The 21,757-nt window shown below is 57.8% G+C and carries 19 protein-coding genes; 14 read left to right on the top strand and 5 right to left on the bottom strand.

Annotated features, from left to right (window positions below):
• Positions 1–57 precede the first annotated feature (57 nt).
• Both VF639_RS22925 and VF639_RS22920 read left to right on the top strand, forming a co-directional pair.
• A complete protein-coding gene (locus VF639_RS22925; protein ID WP_331148287.1) occupies positions 58–606 on the top strand; it encodes a DUF502 domain-containing protein in 549 nt (182 codons plus the stop codon).
• A gap of 103 nt (positions 607–709) precedes the next feature.
• Entirely contained in the window at positions 710–1,501 is a 792-nt protein-coding gene (locus tag VF639_RS22920) for an alpha/beta fold hydrolase (RefSeq protein ID WP_331148286.1), read from the top strand.
• Between the two features lie 11 nt (positions 1,502–1,512).
• Here the strand turns inward: VF639_RS22920 and VF639_RS22915 are convergent, their stop codons facing one another.
• Positions 1,513–1,974 carry a DoxX family protein gene (locus VF639_RS22915; protein ID WP_331148285.1) on the bottom strand — a complete coding sequence of 154 codons (462 nt, stop codon included), beginning with the start codon at positions 1,972–1,974 and terminating at the stop codon, positions 1,513–1,515.
• A gap of 98 nt (positions 1,975–2,072) precedes the next feature.
• A complete protein-coding gene (locus tag VF639_RS22910; RefSeq protein ID WP_331148284.1) occupies positions 2,073–2,651 on the bottom strand; it encodes an O-acetyl-ADP-ribose deacetylase in 579 nt (192 codons plus the stop codon).
• A 169-nt stretch (positions 2,652–2,820) separates the two neighbouring features.
• Between VF639_RS22910 and VF639_RS22905 the strand changes: the two genes are divergently transcribed.
• The 7 genes from VF639_RS22905 (at position 2,821) to VF639_RS22875 (ending at position 11,783) form a co-directional block, all read left to right on the top strand.
• Positions 2,821–3,099: a 2TM domain-containing protein gene (locus tag VF639_RS22905; RefSeq protein ID WP_331148283.1), complete on the top strand. Its 279-nt coding sequence runs from the start codon at positions 2,821–2,823 to the stop codon at positions 3,097–3,099.
• Between the two features lie 200 nt (positions 3,100–3,299).
• The gene (locus VF639_RS22900; RefSeq protein WP_331148282.1) at positions 3,300–4,430 is read left to right on the top strand and encodes a PQQ-dependent sugar dehydrogenase; all 1,131 of its coding nucleotides are present in this window, start codon (positions 3,300–3,302) and stop codon (positions 4,428–4,430) included.
• A 117-nt stretch (positions 4,431–4,547) separates the two neighbouring features.
• Positions 4,548–5,024 carry an ATP-dependent zinc protease family protein gene (locus VF639_RS22895; protein WP_331148281.1) on the top strand — a complete coding sequence of 159 codons (477 nt, stop codon included), beginning with the start codon at positions 4,548–4,550 and terminating at the stop codon, positions 5,022–5,024.
• An 80-nt stretch (positions 5,025–5,104) separates the two neighbouring features.
• A complete protein-coding gene (gene rimK, locus VF639_RS22890) occupies positions 5,105–6,052 on the top strand; it encodes a 30S ribosomal protein S6--L-glutamate ligase (RefSeq protein ID WP_331148280.1) in 948 nt (315 codons plus the stop codon).
• Between the two features lie 100 nt (positions 6,053–6,152).
• Positions 6,153–7,223 carry a succinylglutamate desuccinylase/aspartoacylase family protein gene (locus VF639_RS22885; RefSeq protein ID WP_331148279.1) on the top strand — a complete coding sequence of 357 codons (1,071 nt, stop codon included), beginning with the start codon at positions 6,153–6,155 and terminating at the stop codon, positions 7,221–7,223.
• 152 nt (positions 7,224–7,375) lie between these two features.
• The gene (locus tag VF639_RS22880; protein WP_331148278.1) at positions 7,376–8,029 is read left to right on the top strand and encodes an OmpH/Skp family outer membrane protein; all 654 of its coding nucleotides are present in this window, start codon (positions 7,376–7,378) and stop codon (positions 8,027–8,029) included.
• 286 nt (positions 8,030–8,315) lie between these two features.
• Positions 8,316–11,783 carry a PAS domain S-box protein gene (locus VF639_RS22875; protein WP_331148277.1) on the top strand — a complete coding sequence of 1,156 codons (3,468 nt, stop codon included), beginning with the start codon at positions 8,316–8,318 and terminating at the stop codon, positions 11,781–11,783.
• Positions 11,784–11,874: 91 nt separating this feature from the next.
• On the opposite strand, the gene VF639_RS22870 is transcribed toward VF639_RS22875, so the two are convergent.
• Together VF639_RS22870 and VF639_RS22865 are read right to left on the bottom strand one after the other, a co-directional pair.
• Positions 11,875–12,249, bottom strand: a complete 375-nt coding sequence (locus tag VF639_RS22870; protein ID WP_331148276.1) for a hypothetical protein — start codon at positions 12,247–12,249, stop codon at positions 11,875–11,877.
• A 271-nt stretch (positions 12,250–12,520) separates the two neighbouring features.
• On the bottom strand, positions 12,521–13,012 hold the full coding sequence (locus tag VF639_RS22865; RefSeq protein ID WP_331148275.1) for a nuclear transport factor 2 family protein: 492 nt from the start codon (positions 13,010–13,012) through the stop codon (positions 12,521–12,523).
• A 281-nt stretch (positions 13,013–13,293) separates the two neighbouring features.
• On the opposite strand from VF639_RS22865, the gene VF639_RS22860 reads away from it, so the two are divergent.
• From VF639_RS22860 to VF639_RS22850, 3 genes are read left to right on the top strand one after another with little or no spacing between them, the layout of a single operon-like run.
• Complete coding sequence (locus tag VF639_RS22860) at positions 13,294–14,484, top strand: sensor histidine kinase (RefSeq protein ID WP_331148274.1); 1,191 nt, start codon at positions 13,294–13,296, stop codon at positions 14,482–14,484.
• Positions 14,481–15,602 (top strand): sensor histidine kinase, encoded by a 1,122-nt coding sequence (locus VF639_RS22855; protein WP_331148273.1) that lies wholly within the window; start codon positions 14,481–14,483, stop codon positions 15,600–15,602. Before VF639_RS22860 ends, VF639_RS22855 begins: the two co-directional genes overlap by 4 nt.
• 6 nt (positions 15,603–15,608) lie before the next feature.
• Positions 15,609–16,307, top strand: coding sequence for a LytR/AlgR family response regulator transcription factor (locus VF639_RS22850; protein WP_331148272.1), 699 nt, complete (start codon positions 15,609–15,611; stop codon positions 16,305–16,307).
• Between the two features lie 118 nt (positions 16,308–16,425).
• Here the strand turns inward: VF639_RS22850 and VF639_RS22845 are convergent, their stop codons facing one another.
• Positions 16,426–17,787 carry a vanadium-dependent haloperoxidase gene (locus tag VF639_RS22845; protein ID WP_331148271.1) on the bottom strand — a complete coding sequence of 454 codons (1,362 nt, stop codon included), beginning with the start codon at positions 17,785–17,787 and terminating at the stop codon, positions 16,426–16,428.
• Between the two features lie 412 nt (positions 17,788–18,199).
• On the opposite strand from VF639_RS22845, the gene VF639_RS22840 reads away from it, so the two are divergent.
• Positions 18,200–20,590 carry a TonB-dependent receptor gene (locus VF639_RS22840; protein ID WP_331148270.1) on the top strand — a complete coding sequence of 797 codons (2,391 nt, stop codon included), beginning with the start codon at positions 18,200–18,202 and terminating at the stop codon, positions 20,588–20,590.
• 69 nt (positions 20,591–20,659) lie between these two features.
• Positions 20,660–21,652 (top strand): DUF4249 domain-containing protein, encoded by a 993-nt coding sequence (locus VF639_RS22835; RefSeq protein WP_331148269.1) that lies wholly within the window; start codon positions 20,660–20,662, stop codon positions 21,650–21,652.
• Positions 21,653–21,757: the final 105 nt, after the last annotated feature.

Raw genomic sequence — 21,757 nt, 5'->3', positions numbered from 1 at the left:
AACATCAAACTCACCATCTCACCATCTCACTATTTCACCTTCTGCTACCTTCGCCTCATGCGTAAATATTTCAACTACTTTCTTAACGGCTTTCTTATTGTTGCGCCTATTGGCCTGACGGGGTACATCCTGTACGCCGTGTTTCACTGGCTCGACAACCTGTTTCCGAACTACGGGGTGCCAGGGCTCGGGCTGTTGGGGGCCGTGGTGGTAGTAACCCTGGTTGGCTTCGTGGCGAAGTCGTTTATGGTGCGGCCGTTTCTGGTTATTGCCGAGCGGGTTTTGCACCGCACGCCCCTGGTCAGCATCATTTATTCCAGCCTCAAAGACCTGTTCGACGCCTTCGTGGGCGACAACCAAAAGTTCAACTGCCCCGTGCTGGCCCGCATGAACGCGCAAGACGAAGTCTACAAGATGGGGTTCGTGACGCAGGACGCCATGCTGGCCATCAACCGGGAGGAGCTGCTGGCCGTGTATTTCCCGCACTCCTACAACTTTTCCGGCGAACTGGTGCTGATGCCCGCCGCCAACATCACCTACTTGGATTTGCCAAGCAGTGAAGTCATGAAATTTATTGTCTCGGGCGGTGTCTCTAGGCTCATTTAACATTTATCATTTAACAACCAGCACTTAACAAGTAACAAGCAGGAGCGTAGCATCCAAAAGCGAGAAGAACCGTTTGCCCTTACTGATAAACGGTAACTGGTAAATGAAAACCTCGCTGTACTACCGAACCTACGGCTCCGGGCCGCGCGTGATTCTGGCGTTTCATGGCTACGGGCAAGGCGAGGGACACTGGCGCACGCTCATCGGGGAGCTAGGCCCGGAGGTGACGGTATATGCTTTCGACCTATTCTACCACGGCCGCAGCCGGTTAGCTAAAGCCGACGCTCCGCTCACTAAAAAGCGTTTAAGCGAGTTGCTGAACGAGTTCCTGACAAGCAACCACATTGCAGATTTCAGCTTGCTGGCCTTTAGCATGGGGGCCAAGTTTGCCCTCACGGCCGTCGAGAGCTTCCCGGATCGGGTGCAGCACGTGTGGTTGATTGCGCCCGATGGGTTGCAGCGGCAGTTCTGGTACTCGCTGGCTACGTATCCGCCGTGGATGCGGGGTGTGCTGGGCCGGGCGGTGCTGCGGCCGCAACGGTTGTTGCAGTTTCTGAGCACCCTGGAACAGCGCCGCCTGGTGCCGGCTAACTTGGTGCGCTTTGCCGAATGGCAATTGGAAAGCCGGGAAAAGCGGCTGCGCGTGTATCGGAGCTGGGTGGGCTTCCGGCTGCTGACATTCAGTTTGCAGAAGCTGGCGGAGTTGTTGAATCGACGGCCTACGCCCGTTACCTTTTTCCTCGGCCGCCACGACCAAGTGATTCCGCACGCCGGGTTGCAGCGGTTCATCGCCTTACTGCAAGGCGCCGAAACCATTCTGCTGGAAGCAGGCCACGCCGGGCTTATCTACAACGTAGCCGCCTATCTGCGGCGGCACCCGGCGGTGAGGCTGTAGCGCCTGGGCGCTTACAACGGGTCCGGCTGGCTGCGGAACACCTTGTTGTCGATGGAATGTCGGCCTGGGCCCTTGATCATGAAGAACAAGAGCAGGCCGAGCACGAGCAAGGACAGCCAAAGCTCCTTGTTGTCGATGTTGAAGCCGCGCTGCGGATTGACAACTAGCGCGGCGCCTAGTACAATGGGTATTTGGCACAGAAGCGCGAGCCGAGTTAGGGCTCCAAAGGCAATCATTGCCCCACCAAGCATGTGCACGACACTAAAGAAAACAGACGCTTTACTGAGTTGCCCTAAGCTTTGCTGCTGGCTGAGCAGGTAATACACGTCGCTGGATTTGCTTAAAAACGCGACGCCCTTAACGAACAGAAACAAGCCTAGCAGAATGCGCAGCGCATCCATCCAAACCGGATTGCTGGAACTGTTTTTACTTCTGTGGCTGGTGGGGGCTGGGTGGGTAGTTGAAAGTGCCATAACACTTTTCCTTTTGGGGGATGGAAGGATGTCGTTGACTACTTAGGGCATGGTTTTATCTACGTGTAATGTATTGATTTTTACCTGTAAACACACTTTTATATCTGCTCTAATTCTTGCTCATACAACTGGAAGCTAGCCTCGTCAAACGTCACGAAAACCACTTCCTCTGGCAACTCGTGCAACTCCAGAAACGCTCGGACTTCGCGTACGGCAATCATAGTAGCTTCTGCTTTCGGATAGCCATACACGCCGGTGCTGATGCTGGAGAAGGCAAGGCTGCGAAGCTGATTTTCAGTTGCTAGCTGCAGACTGTTGCGGTAGCAGTTGGCTAGTAGCTCGGGCTCTTGCTGGTGCCCACCGTTCCAGACCGGCCCTACCGTATGAATAACGTGCTGGGCGGGCAGCCGGCCCGCAGTGGTGATAACCGCCTGGCCCGTTGGCAAGCCCTTGCCGTAGTGGCCGGCTCGCAAGCGGCGGCAAGCTTCCAGAATTTCGGGGCCGCCTGCCCGGTGAATGGCTCCATCGACACCACCGCCCCCGAGCAGGCTGGAATTGGCGGCATTCACTATAGCGTCGGTGTCGACGCGGGTGATGTCGCCGCGGTAGAGCAGGATACGGCCGAACGATTTCGCTTCGGCGCGCCAGTTGGCGGCGGTAGGGGAGGAGGTAGGCATAGGAGACGGGGTAGGTGATTGGCATACGCGCGCGGCAGCATACGGGCTGCGGTTGAGTAGCCATTTTCTAAGCTTCAGCCCTGTATTATACCGCTTGAGTAAGGTATTTTGGTTTCGGTCGGGCCGATGTTATACGTTTGATCATCAATCAACTATAACACTCCCTGCCATGGAAACTTCTAATCGTGACCCGCAACTCTGGCGTATGGCAAAGGACCGCGCTAAATTCAAGTCGCACCTGTCTACCTACGTTCTGGTGAATGCCGTGCTCTGGGTTATCTGGGGCCTCACGGGGCAGGAGGCGCGCCCCATGCCGTGGCCCATATGGGCAGGTGCTTTCTGGGGAATAGGGTTGGTACTGCAAGGCATCAGAGTGTACGCCGGCTTTGGAGAACAACAACAATCAGAGCGCGAATACGAAAAGCTAGTTAAGAGAACAAGGAATTAAAAACAAGGAGTAAGCAATGTGCCCGTCGTGCTTCATCTAGCGTCTGCGCAGCCTTAGGCGAAGCATCTTGTGTGATGGCACGGCTTGTTTCTCACTCCTTATTCCTAATTATTCGTTGTTCATTGAAAATACACCGCATTATTCGTTGTTCATTGAAGATACACCGCAACTTTGCGGGCTTATCAGTAGTTTGTGGCTGTATGAAGACACACCGACTGCTTCCCCTTCTGTTTCTGGCACCGCTGGCCCTTGTTTCCTCCACGCCCGACCGGCCCACGGCGGCCCCGGATGCCAATCTGAGCAAAATCAAATTGCCCGCTGGCTTTACCATCACGTACTTCGCGCAAAACGTGAAAAGTGCCCGTGAACTGGCCGTCGGGCCCGATGGCACGGTGTACGTAGGCAGCCGCGACGGCGGCAAAGTGTACGGCCTGCCCGACCGTAACAAAGACGGCAAAGCCGACGAAGTAATTACTATCGCCAACGGCCTGAACGGTCCCAATGGGGTGGCTATCCGCAATGGCTCGTTGTATGTAGGAGAGATTCACCGAATCATTCGCTACGACAACATTGCTCAAAAGCTTAAGCAGCCGCCCAAGCCGGTTGTGGTGTTCGACCAGCTGCTCAACAATGAGTGGCACGGCTACCGCTACATTTCTTTTGGCCCCGATGGCAAGCTCTACGTACCGGTAGGCGCTCCTTGCAACACCTGCATTCCTTCCGAGCCCGTTATTGGTACCATCACCCGGATGAATCCGGATGGTACTGGCCTGGAAATCTACGCGCAAGGCGTGCGTAATACAGTTGGTTTCGACTGGAGCCCCGTAGACAAAGCCTTATGGTTCACCGACAACGGCCGCGACATGCTCGGCGACAACTTGCCCTCCGACGAGTTGAACCGGGCGCCTAACGCCGGCTTGCACTTCGGCTTTCCGTACTTCTTTGCCGGCGACGTGCCCGACCCCGAGTTCAGCAAAGGCCGCTCAGCCGATACGTACACCAAGCCCGCTCGCAAGCTTGGCCCGCACGTAGCGGCGCTTGGCATGAAGTTTTATACCGGCAAGAAATTCCCGGCCACCTACCGCAACCAGATTTTCATTCCCGAGCACGGCTCCTGGAACCGCAGCAGCAAGCTCGGCTACCGCATCTCCCTGGTGCGCCTCGACGCATCCGGTAAGCAAGCCAAGAGCTACGAAACCTTCGCCGAAGGCTGGCTGCAGGGCCAGAAGTCGTGGGGACGGCCGGTTTGCCTGCTCGTGCTGCCCGACGGCTCGATGTTGGTTTCCGACGACCAGAACGACGCCGTGTACCGGATCAGCTACAAGGGCTAAACGGCCAGTAGCGTGAAGTTCCACTTCGCGGGGCAAGCACCGCAGTACTTGCTGTTCAAGTAATTTTCTGCCGTTGTTGATGCCTGCGGAGTGGAACTTCCCGTTTACATTGAGGTCATGAAAAAACAGCGGGTTCCGAAGCGTATCTTGGGGCGGCTGGAACTGGTGGATTTTCCTAAGTTTCAGCTTTGGGGCGTGGAAGCCAAGGTAGATACCGGGGCCTACACCAGTTCGATTCATTGCTCGGATATCCAGGTGGTAACCGGGCCCGACAGGCAGCCGCGCCTGCGCGTGCTGCTTCTAGATCCTTCTCATCCTAACTTCGATGGCACGGTGATGGAATTTCCGGAGTTTTCGCTCCGCAACATCAAGAGTTCCAACGGAGAAATGCAGGAACGCTATGTCATTCAGGCGGCGCTGCGGATATTTGGGGAGGATTTCGACACCGAATTTTCTTTATCAGACCGATCCGATATGAAGTACCCCGTGCTGCTAGGCCGGCGCCTGCTGCGGCACGGGCACTTCGTGGTTGATGTGGCGCGGCGCAATATGTCGTATCGCGCCCAGGTTGCGGCCAAAGCGTCGCGCTCCTAAACGGCCGTGCTTATTTCGTTACTTGCGGGTTCGTAGGCCCTTCGTGCGCCTTCGCTTTAAACTACTCTATCTTTTTTCCGATGAAACTGGCGATTCTGTCGCGTGAGCCCAAGCTATATTCCACTACCCGCCTTGTGGAAGCCGCTGCGCAGCGCGGCCACGAAGCCGTGGTGGTTGATCATTTACACTGCAACCTGGTGCTTGAAAAAGGCAAGCCCGACATCATTTACCAGGGCCACCGCCTGACGGGTATTGATGCCATTATCCCGCGGATTGGCGCTTCCGTCACGTTTTACGGCTGCGCCGTAGTGCGGCAGTTCGAGATGATGAAGGTGCGTACCGCCGTTGAGAGCCAGGCCATCGTGCGCAGCCGCGACAAGCTCCGCTCTATGCAGATTCTGGCTCGCGCCGGTGTAGGTATGCCCAAAACGGCCTTCACCAACTATTCCGATGAGGTGGCCGAGATGATCGAGCAGGTAGGCGGGGCACCCGTCATCATCAAGCTCCTCGAAGGCACCCAGGGCCTGGGCGTAGTGCTGGCCGAAAGCGCCAAGGCTGCCCAATCCGTTATCGAAGCCTTCCACAACCTCAAGGCCCGCATTATTGTGCAGGAATTCATTGCCGAAAGCAAAGGCGCCGACCTCCGGGCCTTCGTGGTGAACGGGGAAGTGGTGGGCGCCATGAAGCGGCAAGGCAAGGAAGGCGAGTTCCGCTCGAACCTGCACCGCGGCGGCACCGGCGTGCTGGTGAAGCTAACCCGCGCCGAAAAAGCTGCCGCCCTGCTGGCCGCCAAATCTCTGGGCCTCGGCATTGCGGGCGTGGATATGCTGCAAAGCAAGCGGGGCCCTTTGGTGCTGGAAGTGAATTCGTCGCCTGGGCTGGAAGGCATCGAAAAAGCCACCGGCCTCGATATAGCTGGCAAGATCATCGAGTACACGGCCGAAATAGTCCAGAAAAAGAAATCGAAGGCCAAGTCCAAAACCGCCCTGGCCGCCCTACCCGACAACCAGCCCGACATGCCCCGGTAATCAGTGTAAGCCGCAAGCTGCAAGCCACAAGCTATAAGCCCTCTGTTGAACAGCAGCTTATGCTTGTGGCTTGCAGCTTGCGGCTCGTAGCCAAAAAACTTTGACTCCAGTTGCCCGCTCCGAAGATATGCTGCTCAACGGCCTGGTTATCAGGCCCGGCGAGGACGTGCAGACGCGGCTGGTTATTTCGCGGCTTCCTTCGGGTACCGTTATCGATATTCCGGTGCATGTGTTTCGCTCGCACAAGCCTGGCCCGACGGTGCTGCTGCTGGCCGGCATGCACGGCGACGAGGTAAACGGCATCGAAACCATCCGCCGCCTAGTTCGGCGCGACTTGCTGCGGCCGCTGCGGGGCAGCATTATTGCCATTCCCATCCTCAATATCTACGGCTTTCTGAATTTCAGCCGTGAGGTGCCCGATGGCAAAGACGTGAACCGGAGCTTCCCCGGCAACCCCCGCGGCTCTCTGGCGAGCCGGGTTGCCCACCGCTTCATGCGCGAAATCATGCCGCTGATTGATTACGGCATCGATTTTCATACCGGCGGCGCGGCACGCTCCAACATGTCCCAGATCCGATGCCTGCTGCACGAAGACCCAGAGACGGATGCCCTGGCCGCCGCTTTTGGTGCGCCCTTCACGCTGAATGCTCCGCTGCGGCCCGGCTCTTTGCGCGAAGCCGCTATGCAGCAAGGCCGGCGCATCATCGTGTATGAAACCGGGGAGTCGTTGCGGCTTGATGAGCTTGGTATTGAGCTGGCTATTGCGGGTGCCTTCCGGCTTTTGCACCACCTGGGAATGGTGGCTGAGGCGACACCGCCCGAGCGCCCAAGCGTAGTGTGTATGCGCTCTAGCTGGCTCCGGGCCAAGTATGCCGGGCTCTTTCGCAGCTTTGTTCACAACGGCGACTACATCGAGAAAGGGCAGGTATACGGTTCCGTGGCCGACCCCTACGGCGAAAAGGCCGTGCGGCTGGAGTCGCCGGTGGCAGGCTACATTATTGGCGTCAACTACATGCCCGTTGTCAATCAGGGCGATGCGCTGGTACATGTGGGCCGCTTAGATGCTTCCCCTAGCCGTAGCGACTTGGCCCCGCCTTTCGAGGAAAAACCAGGTAAGCCCCTGGAAGTTGATACCGACGATCCGGAAGCAGACGAGGAGGAAGCGCAGTAGCAGGTGAGCAGGCTGGTTGTCTTGCCCAAGCCGACCCTTGTCCTGCTCCAGCGTAAGGCGCAGCCGCGGGTTTTTCCTTTTCTTTGAGCAATTGTTTGCTGGCATTGGTTTCTTGAACACCAGCTGTTTTTTGTTTCTCTCTTGATTTGCGCATGAAAAATTCTTTCCAACTGGCCCTGAACGCAGTGCTGGTTATTGCCGTGGCGGTGCTGTTTTATCTGCACTTCGCCAACAAACCTGCCGCTGCTCCCACCCGCAAAACTCCCGTTGTAGCCGCTCAATCCACCGACTCCGGTAGCTCCGTGGCCACCACCAACACCGACGACCTAGCCGCCGTGGCCGATACCGACAAGGTAGCCTACGTGGAATCAAGTAAGCTCCTCGACGGCTACAAAGGCATGCAGGACGCTCGCAAAGCCTTCGAAGTGAAAGCCAAGCGCTGGGAAGCCCAGAACCAAACGATGGTACGCGGTTTTCAGACGGCTGTGCAGCAATATCAGAAACAAGCCGAGAGCCTGACCGCCGAGCAGCGGGCTGCCACCGAGCAGAAACTCCAGGCCCAACAGCAGCAAGTAGGGGCGGGGCAGCAGAAGCTCCAGCAGCAGGCCCAGGAAGAAGAGGCGAAAATGACCCAAAGCGTGTTGGAGCGCCTCAACAAGCAAATCGAGAAGTATGGCAAAGCCAACGGCTACCGCCTGATTCTGATTGCTGCCCCGAGTGGTACCATTGCCTACGGTCGCAAAGACCTCGATATCACGCCGCAGGTGCTTAAATATTTGAATAGCGAATACTCCGTAAAAAAATAAGTTGTTCCTCCTTCATTTATTGGCCGCCCTCTTTCTCTTATTGGGAAAGAGGGCGGCTTGCTTTTGTACCTAGTCAAGCCACTAAAAGTAGCTACAACGCAAATCGCAGCGAAGGTTGTAGCGTAAAAATCACATTCTTTATTGTTCAGCTAAGAATTTCTTTGTGCATCTTCCCATTTAGGTAAAAGGCCTACAGATACAACTTTGTCTATTAAACGTAGGATAAGAATCCGGTACCTTTACTGTTACGTTTTCATGGTAGAATACCTTGAACATCAACGCACGAATGACTTATCACGAACAGCGCATTCAGGAATTAGAGCAGGAGTTGCAGGCAGCGCGGGCAGCCACAACTACGGCCGAGCAACACTTGGCCACTCTGGCTGATTTCCTGCCGGAAGGCGTGCTACTATACAACGATCAGGGCATCATCAGCCTCATCAACGAGCAAACGTGCGCGCTGCTGGGTCTGGCAAGTCCGGCCAGCCACTGGCTTGGCAAAACCTCGGCCGATATAGTGCCTGCCGTACAGGCCTTGATGCAAGACCCACTGGTATTCACTACCTGGGTTCACGAAGCGTGGGCATCCGTAAGCAGCGCTATTTGCACCGAAATGCTGTTGCGCGACGGTCGTACTATTCAGATTGATTATATTCCGATCGGGAGCGGCCAAGCTACGCTCAGTAGCCGTCTGATCTGCTTTCGCGACGTAACCGAGCGCAAGAAAAACGCGCGCCGCCTCAACGAGCAGCGGGATTTCTACGAAACTATCCTCGACTTTCTACCTGGGGAAGCGGCCGTGTACAGTCCTGATCATCGCTACCGCTACGTGAATGCCAAGTCAATAGTCGACCCTAGGATACGCGCCTGGCTGATTGGCAAGACTGATGCCGAGTATGTAGCGTATCGCAACCGCAACCCAGAAATAGCGGTTCGTCGCCAGCAGTTGCTCGACCAAGCCGAAACGGAAGGCAAAGCAGCATGGGAAGAGTCGTTTCAACTCCCCAACGGCGACATGCGCTACACGCTGCGCCACCTGCACGCCATTCGGGGCCAAGAGGGCCAGACCCGAATGCTGATTGGCTACGGTACCGACATTACGCAGCGCTACAAAGCCGAAGAACGCCTGCGGGCCCTGTTTGCGGCCCTGCCCGACACCATTCTGGTGGTGGATGCCAATGGGCTGGTGCGGGATGTCAAGCAGGGCGATACACCTTTGCTGTTGCCGGAGGAAAAATCAACCGGGACTTCGTTGGAGCATTTGCTGCCCGAGTCGGCCCGGCAGTACCTGGCACCATGCCTCGAGCAGGTGCGCACCACGGGCCACCCTGAGGCCTGTGCGTTCGAGCTGACGACCAGCAGTGGGGTATCCTTTCACGCGGCGCGGCTAGTGGCGCTACCAGGTGCGCAGGCCGTGCTGGTTATTCTGCAGAACGTAACCGACCAAGAGCTTACCCGGCGCCAACTAACCGAACAGCAGGAATTCACTCGGCAGGTAATTGACACCAGCCCCACCCTCATTTACGTGCGGGACGAAGCCAATGCCCTCGTATTTAGCAACAAGACCTTCGACAACTTTGCCAAGCGCATTCGCCACATTGATGTGATTAATGGCCTTGTGGAGGAAGCGGAAGATTCTGTTATCAGGCAGAAAATAAAGCGCGTCGACGAGAGCCACGCTTATGTGCTAAATACCCGCCAGGATTTCAACTACGTTACGGCATTCACGATGGCGGATGGCGAGGGGCGTTGGCTGCAGGCTATGAAGCGGCCTTTTGTGCGCAGCGACGGGTCGTTGAACGTCCTCACCGTTGCTACCGACATCACGGACATCAAATTGGCGCGTCAGCAGCTGGAAATCAGCGAGAAAAAGTACCGGGACTTGGTGCATTACTCCCAGGCCTTGATTTGTACGCACGACTTGGAAGGTAATATGCTGTCGGTGAACCCGGCTATTGAGCGCTTGATGGGCCTGCCAGCCCACCGGCTGGTAGGTGGAAGCCTGCGCGAAGTGGTGCCCGCCGAATACCACCGGGAGCTGCAGGAGTACTTAGCCGGGTTTGCCCTGCAGCCAGGGCAGCGCAGCATCATGGCGCTGGTGACCCTGAGAGGCGAAAAGCGCTACCTGCAGTACAACAACTACCAAGTGAAAGAGGAAGGCCGGCTGGCCTACGTAGTGGCCTCGGCCTACGACATCACGGAAAGCGTGCTGAACGAGCGGGCGTTGCGCCAGGCCAAGCGCGAAGTAGAGGAAAGCGCCCGCGCCAAAGACAATTTCCTGGCCAGCATGAGCCACGAAATCCGAACGCCGCTCAACGGGGTGCTCGGCATGGCGGCCTTGCTCACCAAAACCGGGCTTAATCCGCAGCAGCGCGAGCTGCTCGACACCATCAACCAGTCGGGGCAGCACCTATTGGCCGTGGTGAACGACGTGCTGGACATGGCCAAGATTACGGCGGGGCAGCTCGAGCTCGAACACGCGGCCTTCGACCTGTGGGCGTCGGTGCAGGGGGCAGTGCAGGCCATGACCTACCTGGCCGAGGAAAAAGGCCTGTACTTGTCGGTGGCGCCGCTGCCGATTGCGCCGCCCTTCGTGCTCGGCGATTCGCACCGGCTCAACCAAGTGCTGCTCAACCTGCTCAGCAACGCCATCAAGTTCACGGAGTACGGCAGTGTTACGCTCGGCGGCGACGTGCTCCATGATACGCCCGAAAATTTAACCATCCGGTTTTGGGTGCGCGATACCGGCATTGGCATTCCAGCCGATAAGCAGCAGCAGATTTTCGAGATTTTCACCCAGGCCAGCACCGATACCACTCGCCGGTTTGGCGGGTCGGGGCTGGGCTTGTCGATCAGCCAGCATTTGGTGCAGCTGATGGGCGGCACGCTCCTCGTCGAAAGCGCCCCTGGCCAAGGCAGTACGTTCTCGTTTACTGCTACCTTGGCCCGTACCCCGGCCACCCCGGCCCGCGAGCTAAAAACCGCCGAACAGCCCGCACTAGCTCAACTACGCGTGCTGCTGGCCGAAGACAACCGCATCAACCAGCGCATTTCCACCCTGATGCTGCAGCCCCGAGGTGTGGAAATAGATTGTGCCAGCAACGGCCCCGAAGCCCTGGAGCTGTTTAATGAGCAGCTGTACGACGTGGTACTCATGGACATTCAGATGCCTGGTATGAGCGGCGTGGAAGTAACAAAGATCATACGGCGGCACCCCGACCCGCGCCGGGCTACTATTCCCATCATTGCCCTGACCGCTAATGCGCTGCGCCAAGACCAGGAGCGGTACCTGGCGGTCGGTATGAATGCCTGCTTGATCAAGCCGTTCGAGGAGCAGCACCTCTACCAGACCATAGTAAGCGTGCTAAACGGAACCCAGCTGCCGCCCGCCCCTCTGGCTGCGCCACCAGCGGCCGATACTGCCGAGCTCTACGACCTGAGTTTTCTGGAAGAGTCGGCTAATGGCAACCCGCGCTTTGTGGAGCGGATGCTGGAGGTGTTTGTGCGGGAAACGCCGGCCGCTATACAAGCGCTGCAGCAAGCCTTGGCCGCCAACGACCGGCGTACTGTTGGCCAACTGGCCCACAGTGTGAAGCCATCGGTGCTGTTGCTGCGCATAGCAGGTGGTGGGGCGGCTATTCAAAAGCTGGAAAGTTCAGCTACCAAGCCGGAGGCTGCGCAACAAGCAGCACGGTTCCTCTGCCATCAACTCCAACGAACTTGCCAAGCCCTGGAGAAACTGCATCTTAAATAGGCTGCAAGCCGCGGCCCCATCTTGCACATTGCGTAAGTCGGCTTGTAAGCGGTAAGGCAAACTTGGTGCTACTCCCTGCAATAGCGGGCTATTAGCGTACTGCATACAGGCGCTGTACGCGGCGGTTGCCTCCAAGCTCGGCAGCCAGCAGAGTGGCCTCAGTGGTGGTCGACGGGTTGCGCAACACCCGTTGCAGCGCCGTATTGAGTTGCCGGGTGGTCCGGCGGCAACGACCATTGCCTTTGCCAAGATCGAGGCACAGATTGTCGAGCTGCTCTTCGTAGACCAGCTGATCCTGGTGGTTGTAGAAGCGCACGATGGTGTAGTTGCGGGTGGTCAGGTTGGTTTCCAGATTCCAGTAGCCGGGCAAAGTAGGTGCGGCCGGTGGCGTCTGGGCCCAGGTGGGCGAGGAAATCAAGAGGAAAAGCGAGAAAGTGAGCAGACGAAAAAGGAGGGAAGATTTCATGGCTTGACAATAAAGAAGTGAGAAGTTGGGGTAGGTCAGAGTAATAAATTTACTGCTTGCGGGCACCGGCACCAACACATATACATGTGATAGACAGTGGATTTGAGCGCCATCTGAATTTTAAGCTGAAAATCCGTCCGGGCTGCGGTGGTTGCAGAAGGGCTTCTGGAAGCGAAAACTGACGGGCGAAAACCGGTGGTTTCCCTAGGTTGCGGCATCGGTTTTCCCTGTTGCTCGTTTTGCAGCGCGGACCGAGCTGCCGGGGCCGCCGTTACTGGCCCACGAAGCGGGTTTGCACCAGGGTGCCCTGGCCGGAAATGGCCTGCCACTGCCCATCGATTTTCTGAAAAACAGCGAGGCGGCGCACGTAGATAAACGACTCGCCGGCCGGGGTGCGAATTTTGATGCGCTTGGTGCCGGTGAGCGAGGCCATGTTGCCGGAGTACGCGAAAATGTCGAACTGAGGGGCTATGTGCTCCACTGTAACCCAGGGTCCGTGCAGCAGCGTCTGGATTTCGGCGGCTTTGTTGTTGAGCTCGCCGTAGGGCGTGCAGTTGTAGTAGGAAGGAGCGTAGTGCCGGGCGAAAAACGCAGAGTCCCGGCTTACCATGGCGCGCATTTGCTGCGCGTCCAGGTCGTCGAAATAAGCCCGGGCATCGGCTGGAGTGGCAAATTCGGGCGTGGCTTGCGGGGCGGCTTCCTCTTTCTTGTCACAGGCGCAGAGCGGGAGTAGACACACGAGCAGAGAGGCAACATTTTTCATGCAGAGTTAGGGTAAGCGGTGAGGAATGCGCGGGCTTCTGTTCGGCCGGCTTGGAGCCCTGCTTGCCGTTGCTATGCCCAAATATGGTTGCCGCTCTCAGCCCTTGCTTGCCTATTCGCCCGGTGGCCGCTGCGGGCCGCAATACGGCCGACTGGCGGCGACTAACTGCCGGCGAAGTCGTTGGTCGACGTTGGCTGGTAGTTGGTCTACAAAGCAGATTGTGAGCGTCTTATCCTTGTGCGGATTGGTATATTCACGGACGCTTATTCGGCTATACCAGCATGGCACAAACAGGAAAACGGGTATGGGCGCCGGTCTTACGGGCGCTAGACCAGCACTGGTGGCTGCGGCACGGGCTGTTCTGGCTCGTAGATACAGCCTGGGTCACTTGGTTTCTTGGTTTCCAACTGCAGTTGAATATAGGCTGGCAAGGCATCCTGCTCAATGTGCTATTGCTGCTGCCCTTGCGGCTGGTCATTACGTATTCGCTGCTCTATGGGGTGCTGCCCCGGCTTTGGCTCGATCAGCAGCGGGTACGCTTTCTAAGTTTGTTGGCCTTGTGGTTCTGGCTGGCCCTGGTCCTCAACTTCACGTACCGGGCCTGGGTTCTGCTGCCTTCGCACTCGGGCTTTCCTTCTACGTTTGCCGAGTACAACGTGGTGTTTGCTACCGGCTCACATCTGCCGCTATTGCTCACGGCCGGGGCGGCGGCCTGTCTGCAGCTGTACCGGCAGTGGCGGCTGAAAGGCCTCGACAATGCCCGGCTGATGCAGGAAAATACGTCGGCCGAGCTGCAACTGCTGCGGGCGCAGGTACACCCGCATTTCCTCTTCAACACGCTCAACAACCTTTACGCCCTCACGCTCCGCCACTCAGACGAGGCGCCAGTGGTGGTGGAGCGCCTAATGGGCCTGCTGCAGTTTGTGGTGGCGCAGGGCAACACTTCGCTGGTGGCCCTGCCCGACGAGGTGGCCCTGCTCCGCAACTATATGGCTCTCGAGCAGCTACGCTACGGGAGCCGGCTTACGCTGGAGTTCGAGGCCGAGGGTATTCCGGCCATGGTGGGTATTGCGCCGCTGCTGCTGCTGCCATTGGTAGAAAATGCCTTCAAGCATGGTCCGGCCGAGTTGCTGGGCCAGGCCCGGATTCGGGTGGCGCTGGCCGTGCAGGGCAGCACCTGCACCTGCGTCATCGAGAACAGCAAAAGCGACGATGCGCCGACCCCGACGCCGCACACTGGTATTGGCCTGCGCAATGTGCGCCAACGGCTGCGCCTGCTGTATCCGCAGCGGCATCACCTTGCCATCGAAGCCACCGACGAAACGTTCACCGTGCAGCTCAAGCTGGAGCTGGCCCCGGTTGCGGCCCCACCACTCACCCAATGGCCAGCTTCGGCAGGACCACTCCCGCAAAAAAGTCAAATCCATACGTGGCACTCAGCGCGACCCGTAGCCGGGCCGCTCCGCGCATGAGCGCCTGGCCCCGCCCCCGGCTGATGCGGCACGGGTTATTTTGGGCGGCCACGCTGGGCACCAACTTTCTGATGCAGCTACCGGCTCATTTCGCCATCGGAACCGACCTGTACGTGGGCGGATTGTTTTTCAATCAGCTGCCCGCCTCGTTGCTCGCCATCTACCCACTGCTGTACGGGGTGCTGCCCCGGTTGATGCGCCAGAAACAGTTGCCCTTGTTTCTGGTGCTGCTGGCCGGCTGGCTACTAGCCACCGTGGTGCTCACCAATCTAACCCGTTCGTTCTACGATTTAGTGATAGTCCCCAACGTGTTTGGGGTTATGCCAAGCTGGGTTTACGATTGGACCGATTTAACGTATTTGAGTTACACGTGGTGGGTGCTCATTATAACGGCGGGCGCGGCCAGTGCCATCAAGGTAATGAACGGCTGGTACGAGCAGCGCCAACACCAACAGGAACTGCTTCAGCGCAAGCTGCAAACCGAGCTGGAACTGCTCAAGGCCCAACTACAGCCCACGTTCCTGTTCGATACGCTCCGCACGCTGCACAAACTCACCACGCAAAAGTCGGCGGAGTCGCCGGGGGCGGTGCTGCACCTGGCGGAGCTGCTGCGCTACATGCTCTACGAAAGCGCCTGCGACGTGGTGCCGCTCGCCGATGAGGTGGCCATGATACGGCATTATGTAGCCCTGGAACAGTTGCGCCTGAAGGGCCGCGTCGAGGTATCGCTCAGTTTCAGTGGCAACTTCGAGCACCATGCCATTGCGCCGCTACTGCTGCTGCCCTTCGTGGAAAATGCATTTCGGTATGGCACGGAGCCGCAGCTGGAATGCGCCTGGATAAGCATAGACTTGGTAGCTAAGGCGAATTCGCTTACCTTCAAAGTAATTAATAGCCAGCTCGATACTTGCGCTGACTGGCACGAAGGAACCGGCCTGCGTAGCATTCGGCAGCGCCTGGCCCGCCTCTACGACAGCCGGCACGAGCTAAAAATCGTGTCGGAGCCTGATAGCTTTCTTGTTGCTCTGCACCTGCGGCCCTCGCCGCCCCCGCTTACCACCGTCCCAACGACCATTGCCGAGCCCTTGCGGGCCCGGTTTTCCACCACGGACACGTGATATGCCATGAAACTGCAGTGCTTATTAGTTGACGACGAACCCCCGGCGCTGGAAGTGCTGGAATCTTACGTGCGTGAAGTGGCGCATCTGGAATTGGTGGGCACCTGCGAAAACGCTTTGCAGGCGTTCGGGGTCCTGCAGCAGCAGCCCGTTGACCTGCTGTTTCTGGATATCAAGATGCCCAAAATGCTGGGTACCGATTTTCTGCGCAGCTTGCGCCACCCGCCGCAAGTTATCTTCACTACGGCCTACCGCGAGTATGCCTACGAAGGGTTTGAGCTCGACGCCATCGATTATCTGCTCAAGCCTGTGTCGTTGGAGCGGTTTCTGAAAGCAGTGGCCAAGGTCAGCAAAGTGGAGGCTGCCGCGCCGTCAGAGGCTCCCCACGTCGTAAACCCCGATGCATTTCTATATTTCCGCATCGACCGGAAAATGGTGAAGGTGGTGCTACGCGACATTCTGTACGTGGAGGGCCTGAAAGACTACGTGAAAATTCATACTGCGGCCGGGCCACCACTGGTAGTCAAGCAAACTATCAACGGCATGGAGGAAAAGCTATCGGAAAGCAACTTCCTGCGCATTCACCGCTCCTTCATTGTGGCCCTCGATAAAATCAGAACCTACAGTGCTCGGCACGTGGAAGTAGCCAATCAGGAGCTTCCCATTGGGCGCCTGTTTCGTCCGCGGGTCGAGGAGGTGTTGTAGTTGAATGATTAGGGAATTGGATGAGAAAAGAACCGCCATGCTCAGCATGTGGCGCCTCAAGCCAGGATGCGCAGCCGGAGCCGAAGCATCTCGCTAGGGTGACCGTTCCTTCACCCAATCATTCAAAATCAAGCTTAGTGTTGACGTTCTGGGCAACTTTTTTGCCTTGCGCCAAGCCTTTCTCGCAAGAATTCCGGTAGTGAATGCCGCCATACAAGCGAGATAGGGCTGCTTCGGCGCCTGCTTGCTCGAACGAGGTGTAGGAGCGGGCACTCAGGCCGAAGGGAACGTAGCTCGCGTCGGTAAAGGCGTAATTGGCGCCGAACAGCTGAGTCAGGGCTTCGGCGGCGGCACTGGATACGGTGGCGTGGCCCGCGCTGTATTCGGGGTGGGGCGGGGTTGGTATCAGGGGGTTCCAGGTGGGGTTGCCGAGCGGGCCGCGGATGTAGGTGATGGGGCGTAGCAAGCAGTGGGTGTACTTGGTAGTAAAGCAGCTGATGGTGGCTTCGTTCATGCTGATACCCACTTTGGCGTAGGCCAGCAGGGCTTTATCCAGGGTTGTATTCTCGTTTGCCAGGGTCTGGGTTAGAATAGACATCCAGTGGCCGTGCGGCGTGAAAGTGCGGCCGTTGGGCTGGTCATTCCAAAATAAAGCAATGGCACGTTGGTCAGGCGTGAGCGTTTGCGAGATGTCGGCTACTTCGCGGGCCATCAGGTAGAAGGGTGAGCCAGCCGCTTCCGAGTAGGCAGGCGGCGGGCCGGGGTCGGCGTTGTCGCCGCTGCCGGTCACCAGAAGGCGGTTGCTGCCCCAGAACGGAAAGAAAGAAGGCGCGAAGGCCGGGGCTGTGGGTACCCACTTGCCGGGGCCAGTGGGCGGGGTATACACGGTGGCGTTGTTGTGGCCGTCGGTTTGCATCCAGGTCAGCACCGCCGCGGCTACCTGCTGGCCAAACTCCGCCGACCGGGTGCCAACCCCGGGAGGCAGGTCCACCTGATAGATTGCCCTGGTGGCCGCCTCCAGCGAGTCGATGGCGCTTAAATTGGCGGCGGAGGTAGTGGCGAACAGGCTACGGTTGAAGGCGGCCAGGGCCGCGTTGGCGCTCAGCGGCCAGCTATAGAGGGCACTCCGGCCAGCAAGGGGCAAGCCACTCAACCCGTTCAGCTGCCCGGCCAACGACTTGTAGCCCGGCATGCCCGGCACTACTGCCTCGTACCCCACAATGCCGGCATAGCCAAACGGCCGCCCAAGCGTATTGGTCGCCACCACGGGCGTGGTGCGCACCAGCCGCAGCTGCAGGTTCAGCCACGCCACAGCCACATCGGCGCGATAAGATGAAGTGGGGGGAGACGGATCGACGGTAGCCGAATCGTCGTCGGTGCAGGAGGAAACCGGGGTGGCCAGGCCAGTGAAAAGCAGTAGCTTGAAGACCAGGGATCTTGCCCCTGCGAGGCCTTTGGTGTGGGTAGTTTTGGTGCTCATAACGCATAGGTTGGAAAGAGAGGAATTGTTGGGGTGCCAGGCCCACCGGGCATGACGCTCCGAAAGTACCGGCTCTCGCCAACTGCCGCCTGCTTATTCTCCCAGCTGCAAAGCGCCATCGACAAACAGCACATTATCAGCGATAAACAGCACGAAACTCTGTTTCCGAGTTCTCGCCCATGGGAAGGGGTACGCCAGCAAAAGCAGCGGCCTGTTAGCTGCTGGCTGATGGTGCACGTCTGATCCTGCAACTTAAAAGGAAGAGGAAGGAGTGCAGTTCACACAAGATTAACTTGGCCGAGCCAACCTTTTGCTTCTACGGAAACTGCTATATACCAAGGCGCTAATTGCCTGCGTTGGTTGCGTGTTGTTAGCTGATTAGCTTAGTGCCATCCTGTACCAAAAAATTTATATGATTTCAATTTTTCGCGTTGGTATAGTATCCTGTATAGTGTTGAATGTAGCGGCGGCCCATGCGCAGCAGCCCGCCTCCAAAATCACCATCAGCGGCTACGTCCGCGACGGGGCGACGGGGGAAAACCTGATTGGGGTGGCTGTGGTAAATCCGGGCATGGGGCAGGGCACTGCTACCAACACGTATGGCTTCTACTCGCTCACGCTGCCCGCCACCGATTCGGTGCGACTGGTGGCCAGCTACCTTGGCTACGAGCGCGCCCGCTGGGTTACAGCCACGAGCCGCAACGTGACGCACGATTTCCGGTTGCGGGCCAGCAGCAACGCGCTGGCCGATGTGGAGGTAGTAGGCAACCGGCAGGAGCGCATCGAGCAGAGCACCCGCATGGGTACCATCAACGTGCCCATCACTCAAATCAAGAACCTGCCCAAGCTGTTCGGCGAAACCGACGTGCTGAAGGTGCTGCAGCTGCTGCCCGGCGTGCAAAGCGGCGGCGAGGGCCAGAGCGGCCTGTACGTGCGCGGCGGTTCCCCCGACCAGAACCTGATTCTGCTCGACGGTACGCCCGTTTACAACGCGGCCCACTTGTTCGGCTTCTTCTCGGTATTCAATGCCGATGCGCTGAATAACGTGGAGCTGATTAAAGGTGGATTTCCGGCGCGGTACGGTGGGCGTTTGTCGTCGGTGCTCGATATTTCGATGAAGGAAGGCAACATGCAGGAGTTCCACGGCGAAGGCGCCATTGGCATTGTAGCCTCGAAAATCACGCTGGAAGGCCCCATCAAGAAGGATACCGCCTCGTTCATCATCTCGGCCCGCCGTACTTACCTCGATGTGCTGGCCCAGCCGTTCATTAAGTCGCAGCTTGCGGCGGAAGATACCAAAGGGTCGGTGGGGTACTTCTTCCACGACCTCAATGCCAAGCTGAACTGGAAGGTAGGCAGCCGCGACCGGCTCTACCTGAGCGCCTACACCGGCTACGACAAGTTCTACGCCCGCATCCGCGACAGAGACGAAGGCGCCGAAGACTACAGCCGCACCGATGGCGACTTAGGCTGGGGCAACCTCACGTCGGGGTTGCGCTGGAACCACATCGTGAACGACCAGCTGTTCATGAACACCCACCTCACCTACAGCAAATATCAGTTTAATGTAGGAGCGGGGGAGGAACGGCGCTACAAAGACCAAGGCGAACCGCGCACCGATAAGTTTTCGTTGCGCTACTTGTCCAACATCCGCGACTTCAGCCTAAAAACCGACTTCGACTATACGCCCACCCCCGACCACTACATCCGGTTTGGCGGGCAGTACATTCTGCACTCGTTCCGGCCCGGCGCCTTCACTTCCAAAGGCATCGCCGACGACCTGGGCAGCCAGCTAAACTCGGGCACGCGCACTATGGCCAGCGAAATAGGGCTGTACGCCGAAGACGATTACCGCCTCACCGACCGCCTGAAAGTGAACGGTGGCCTGCGCCTGAACGGCTTTGCCGTGGAAGGCAAGTTCTACCCGAGCATAGAGCCGCGCCTGGCTGCCCGTTTCCTGCTCACCGAAGAATGGGCGCTGAAAGCTTCCTATGCCCGCACTGCGCAGTTCATTCACCTGCTCACCAACAGCGGCATCGGGCTGCCCACTGATTTGTGGGTGCCCGCTACGAAGATTATTAAGCCGCAACGCGCGCAGCAAGTCAGTGTGGGCGCGGCCCGCACGCTGCGCTTCAAAGACGAAGACTACGAACTAAGCTTCGAGAGCTACTACAAGCCCATGCGCAACCTGGTGGAGTACCGCGAGGGCGCCAGCTTCCTGGGCACCGTGGACAGCGACTGGGAAAGCAAAGTAACCAGCGGCAAAGGCTGGGCCTACGGCGGCGAGTTCTTCATCCAGAAGAAAACCGGCCGCACCACCGGCTGGATTGGCTACACCCTGGCCTGGAGCAAGCGCCGCTTCCCCGACCTCAACCAAGGCCGCATTTTCCCCTACAAGTACGACCGGCGCCACGATATTTCGGTGGTGGCCATTCACAAGTTCAGCCCCACTTTCACGCTGTCGGGCACCTGGGTCTACGGTACTGGCAACGCCACTACCTTGTCGCAGGGACGGTTTTTGCTGGGAGATGGTCAGGAGTTTGAAGACTACGGCGAGCGGAACTCCTTCCGGATGGCGGCCTACCACCGCTTCGACCTCGACCTAAGCAAAACCAAGAAAAAGAAGTGGGGCGAGGTGGTGAACAGCTTCTCGATTTACAACGTCTATAGCCGTCGCAACCCCTATTATCTCTACTTCGACCCTGGCTATACCGACTACCAAGGTAACGTGCAAAAGCCCGTGTACCGCCAGGTTTCGCTGTTTCCCATTATCCCTTCGTTCAGCAAAGCCTTCAAATTTTAATCACTGATTTACGCTGATTAGGCCTGTTCCGCTGCTTGTGATTGGGCCTGTTCTTCTTTCTATTTGACTATGAAAAAGGCAGTTATTTTTCTCTCGTTTGCTACTTTGGTGTTTAGCGGCTGCGAAACCATTGTAGCCGTGGATACGCCGCCGCACACGCCCCGGCTGGCCCTTACCTACACGCTCAGCAACCAAGCACCATCAAGTGAATATCAGAACTTCTTCGAGGGGCGTGAACTGTTTGTGAGCGTGAGCCAAGGTGCGCTGGAAGTGAAACAGCCTACGGGCCGCGGCGACGCTAGCGTGGAACTAGTTAACGAAGCCGGGCAAACGGTGGAGCAGTTCCGATCTAAGGCTCGGCAAGGCTACAACTACACTACGGGCCGGCCCGACAGCATATATGGCTATTATGTCCCCGCACGTGGGTTTGTAGGTGAGCCGGGCCAGACCTACACATTGCGTGCGTCAGTGCCAGGAGTCGAAGCAGTAGAAGCAAAGCTAACGTTGCCAGCGCGCGCCGTTATAGAAACAGGTGGTTACGCCATTCGTCAGTCCAATCAGCTGCCTTCCGATGCATATCCTGGCCGCCTTACGTGCAGTATCCTCGACAACGCGGCTACTACCGACTACTACCTGGCGTATGCTCGCGTGCTCGACCGCAACGGCCAATATTGGGGTTACGTGCAACTGGATTACAACAGCAACAATAATCCCGAGATAAATCTAACCCGGCCTCAGTTTTCTGTAAGCCAGAGCAACTACAGCCAGTACCCTTTCAGCGACGCTGGCGGTAATGGCCAGCGCCTCAACCTTAGCACCGATGTGTACTTGCGGTACGGAGGTAGATACGACCCTGCTAGCACCTACTCGAAGCCTGGTTTTATTGAAATTATAGTCAGCAGCATCACCCCCGAAGCCTACCGTTTCTACCAGTCGTTGCAGCGCTACTACGACACCGATGGCAACCCGTTTGCTGAGCCCGCGCCGCTCTTTTCCAACGTACGTCCCGGCTATGGTCTGTTCGGTGGTAGCACCGATGTCACGTATCGGATTGCGCTCTAAGAGCCGTCTGGCGCTGACTCTGCTTGAAGTGCTGCTCAGGCTAGTGCTTTATGGTGCTTAAGCTTGATTAGTAGGGAGATATATAGGCGAGAAGATAGGAAGCAA

The sequence above is a fragment of the Hymenobacter sp. genome (assembly GCF_036387835.1).
In the GTDB taxonomy this organism is placed as follows: Bacteria; Bacteroidota; Bacteroidia; order Cytophagales; family Hymenobacteraceae; genus Hymenobacter.
The sequence above is the reverse complement of the archived record's forward strand: the minus strand, read 5'-3'. Positions and strand labels throughout refer to the sequence as shown.

Coding starts and splice junctions, on each gene's coding strand:
- VF639_RS22835 (WP_331148269.1), top strand. CDS start 20,660: ATGAAAAAGGCAGTTATTTTTCTCTCGTTTGCTACTTTGGTGTTTAGC.
- VF639_RS22850 (WP_331148272.1), top strand. CDS start 15,609: ATGAAACTGCAGTGCTTATTAGTTGACGACGAACCCCCGGCGCTGGAA.
- VF639_RS22910 (WP_331148284.1), bottom strand. CDS start 2,651: ATGCCTACCTCCTCCCCTACCGCCGCCAACTGGCGCGCCGAAGCGAAA.
- rimK (WP_331148280.1), top strand. CDS start 5,105: ATGAAACTGGCGATTCTGTCGCGTGAGCCCAAGCTATATTCCACTACC.
- VF639_RS22865 (WP_331148275.1), bottom strand. CDS start 13,012: ATGAAAAATGTTGCCTCTCTGCTCGTGTGTCTACTCCCGCTCTGCGCC.
- VF639_RS22920 (WP_331148286.1), top strand. CDS start 710: ATGAAAACCTCGCTGTACTACCGAACCTACGGCTCCGGGCCGCGCGTG.
- VF639_RS22895 (WP_331148281.1), top strand. CDS start 4,548: ATGAAAAAACAGCGGGTTCCGAAGCGTATCTTGGGGCGGCTGGAACTG.
- VF639_RS22925 (WP_331148287.1), top strand. CDS start 58: ATGCGTAAATATTTCAACTACTTTCTTAACGGCTTTCTTATTGTTGCG.
- VF639_RS22845 (WP_331148271.1), bottom strand. CDS start 17,787: ATGAGCACCAAAACTACCCACACCAAAGGCCTCGCAGGGGCAAGATCC.
- VF639_RS22875 (WP_331148277.1), top strand. CDS start 8,316: ATGACTTATCACGAACAGCGCATTCAGGAATTAGAGCAGGAGTTGCAG.
- VF639_RS22905 (WP_331148283.1), top strand. CDS start 2,821: ATGGAAACTTCTAATCGTGACCCGCAACTCTGGCGTATGGCAAAGGAC.
- VF639_RS22860 (WP_331148274.1), top strand. CDS start 13,294: ATGGCACAAACAGGAAAACGGGTATGGGCGCCGGTCTTACGGGCGCTA.
- VF639_RS22915 (WP_331148285.1), bottom strand. CDS start 1,974: ATGGCACTTTCAACTACCCACCCAGCCCCCACCAGCCACAGAAGTAAA.
- VF639_RS22855 (WP_331148273.1), top strand. CDS start 14,481: ATGAGCGCCTGGCCCCGCCCCCGGCTGATGCGGCACGGGTTATTTTGG.
- VF639_RS22880 (WP_331148278.1), top strand. CDS start 7,376: ATGAAAAATTCTTTCCAACTGGCCCTGAACGCAGTGCTGGTTATTGCC.
- VF639_RS22900 (WP_331148282.1), top strand. CDS start 3,300: ATGAAGACACACCGACTGCTTCCCCTTCTGTTTCTGGCACCGCTGGCC.
- VF639_RS22840 (WP_331148270.1), top strand. CDS start 18,200: ATGATTTCAATTTTTCGCGTTGGTATAGTATCCTGTATAGTGTTGAAT.
- VF639_RS22870 (WP_331148276.1), bottom strand. CDS start 12,249: ATGAAATCTTCCCTCCTTTTTCGTCTGCTCACTTTCTCGCTTTTCCTC.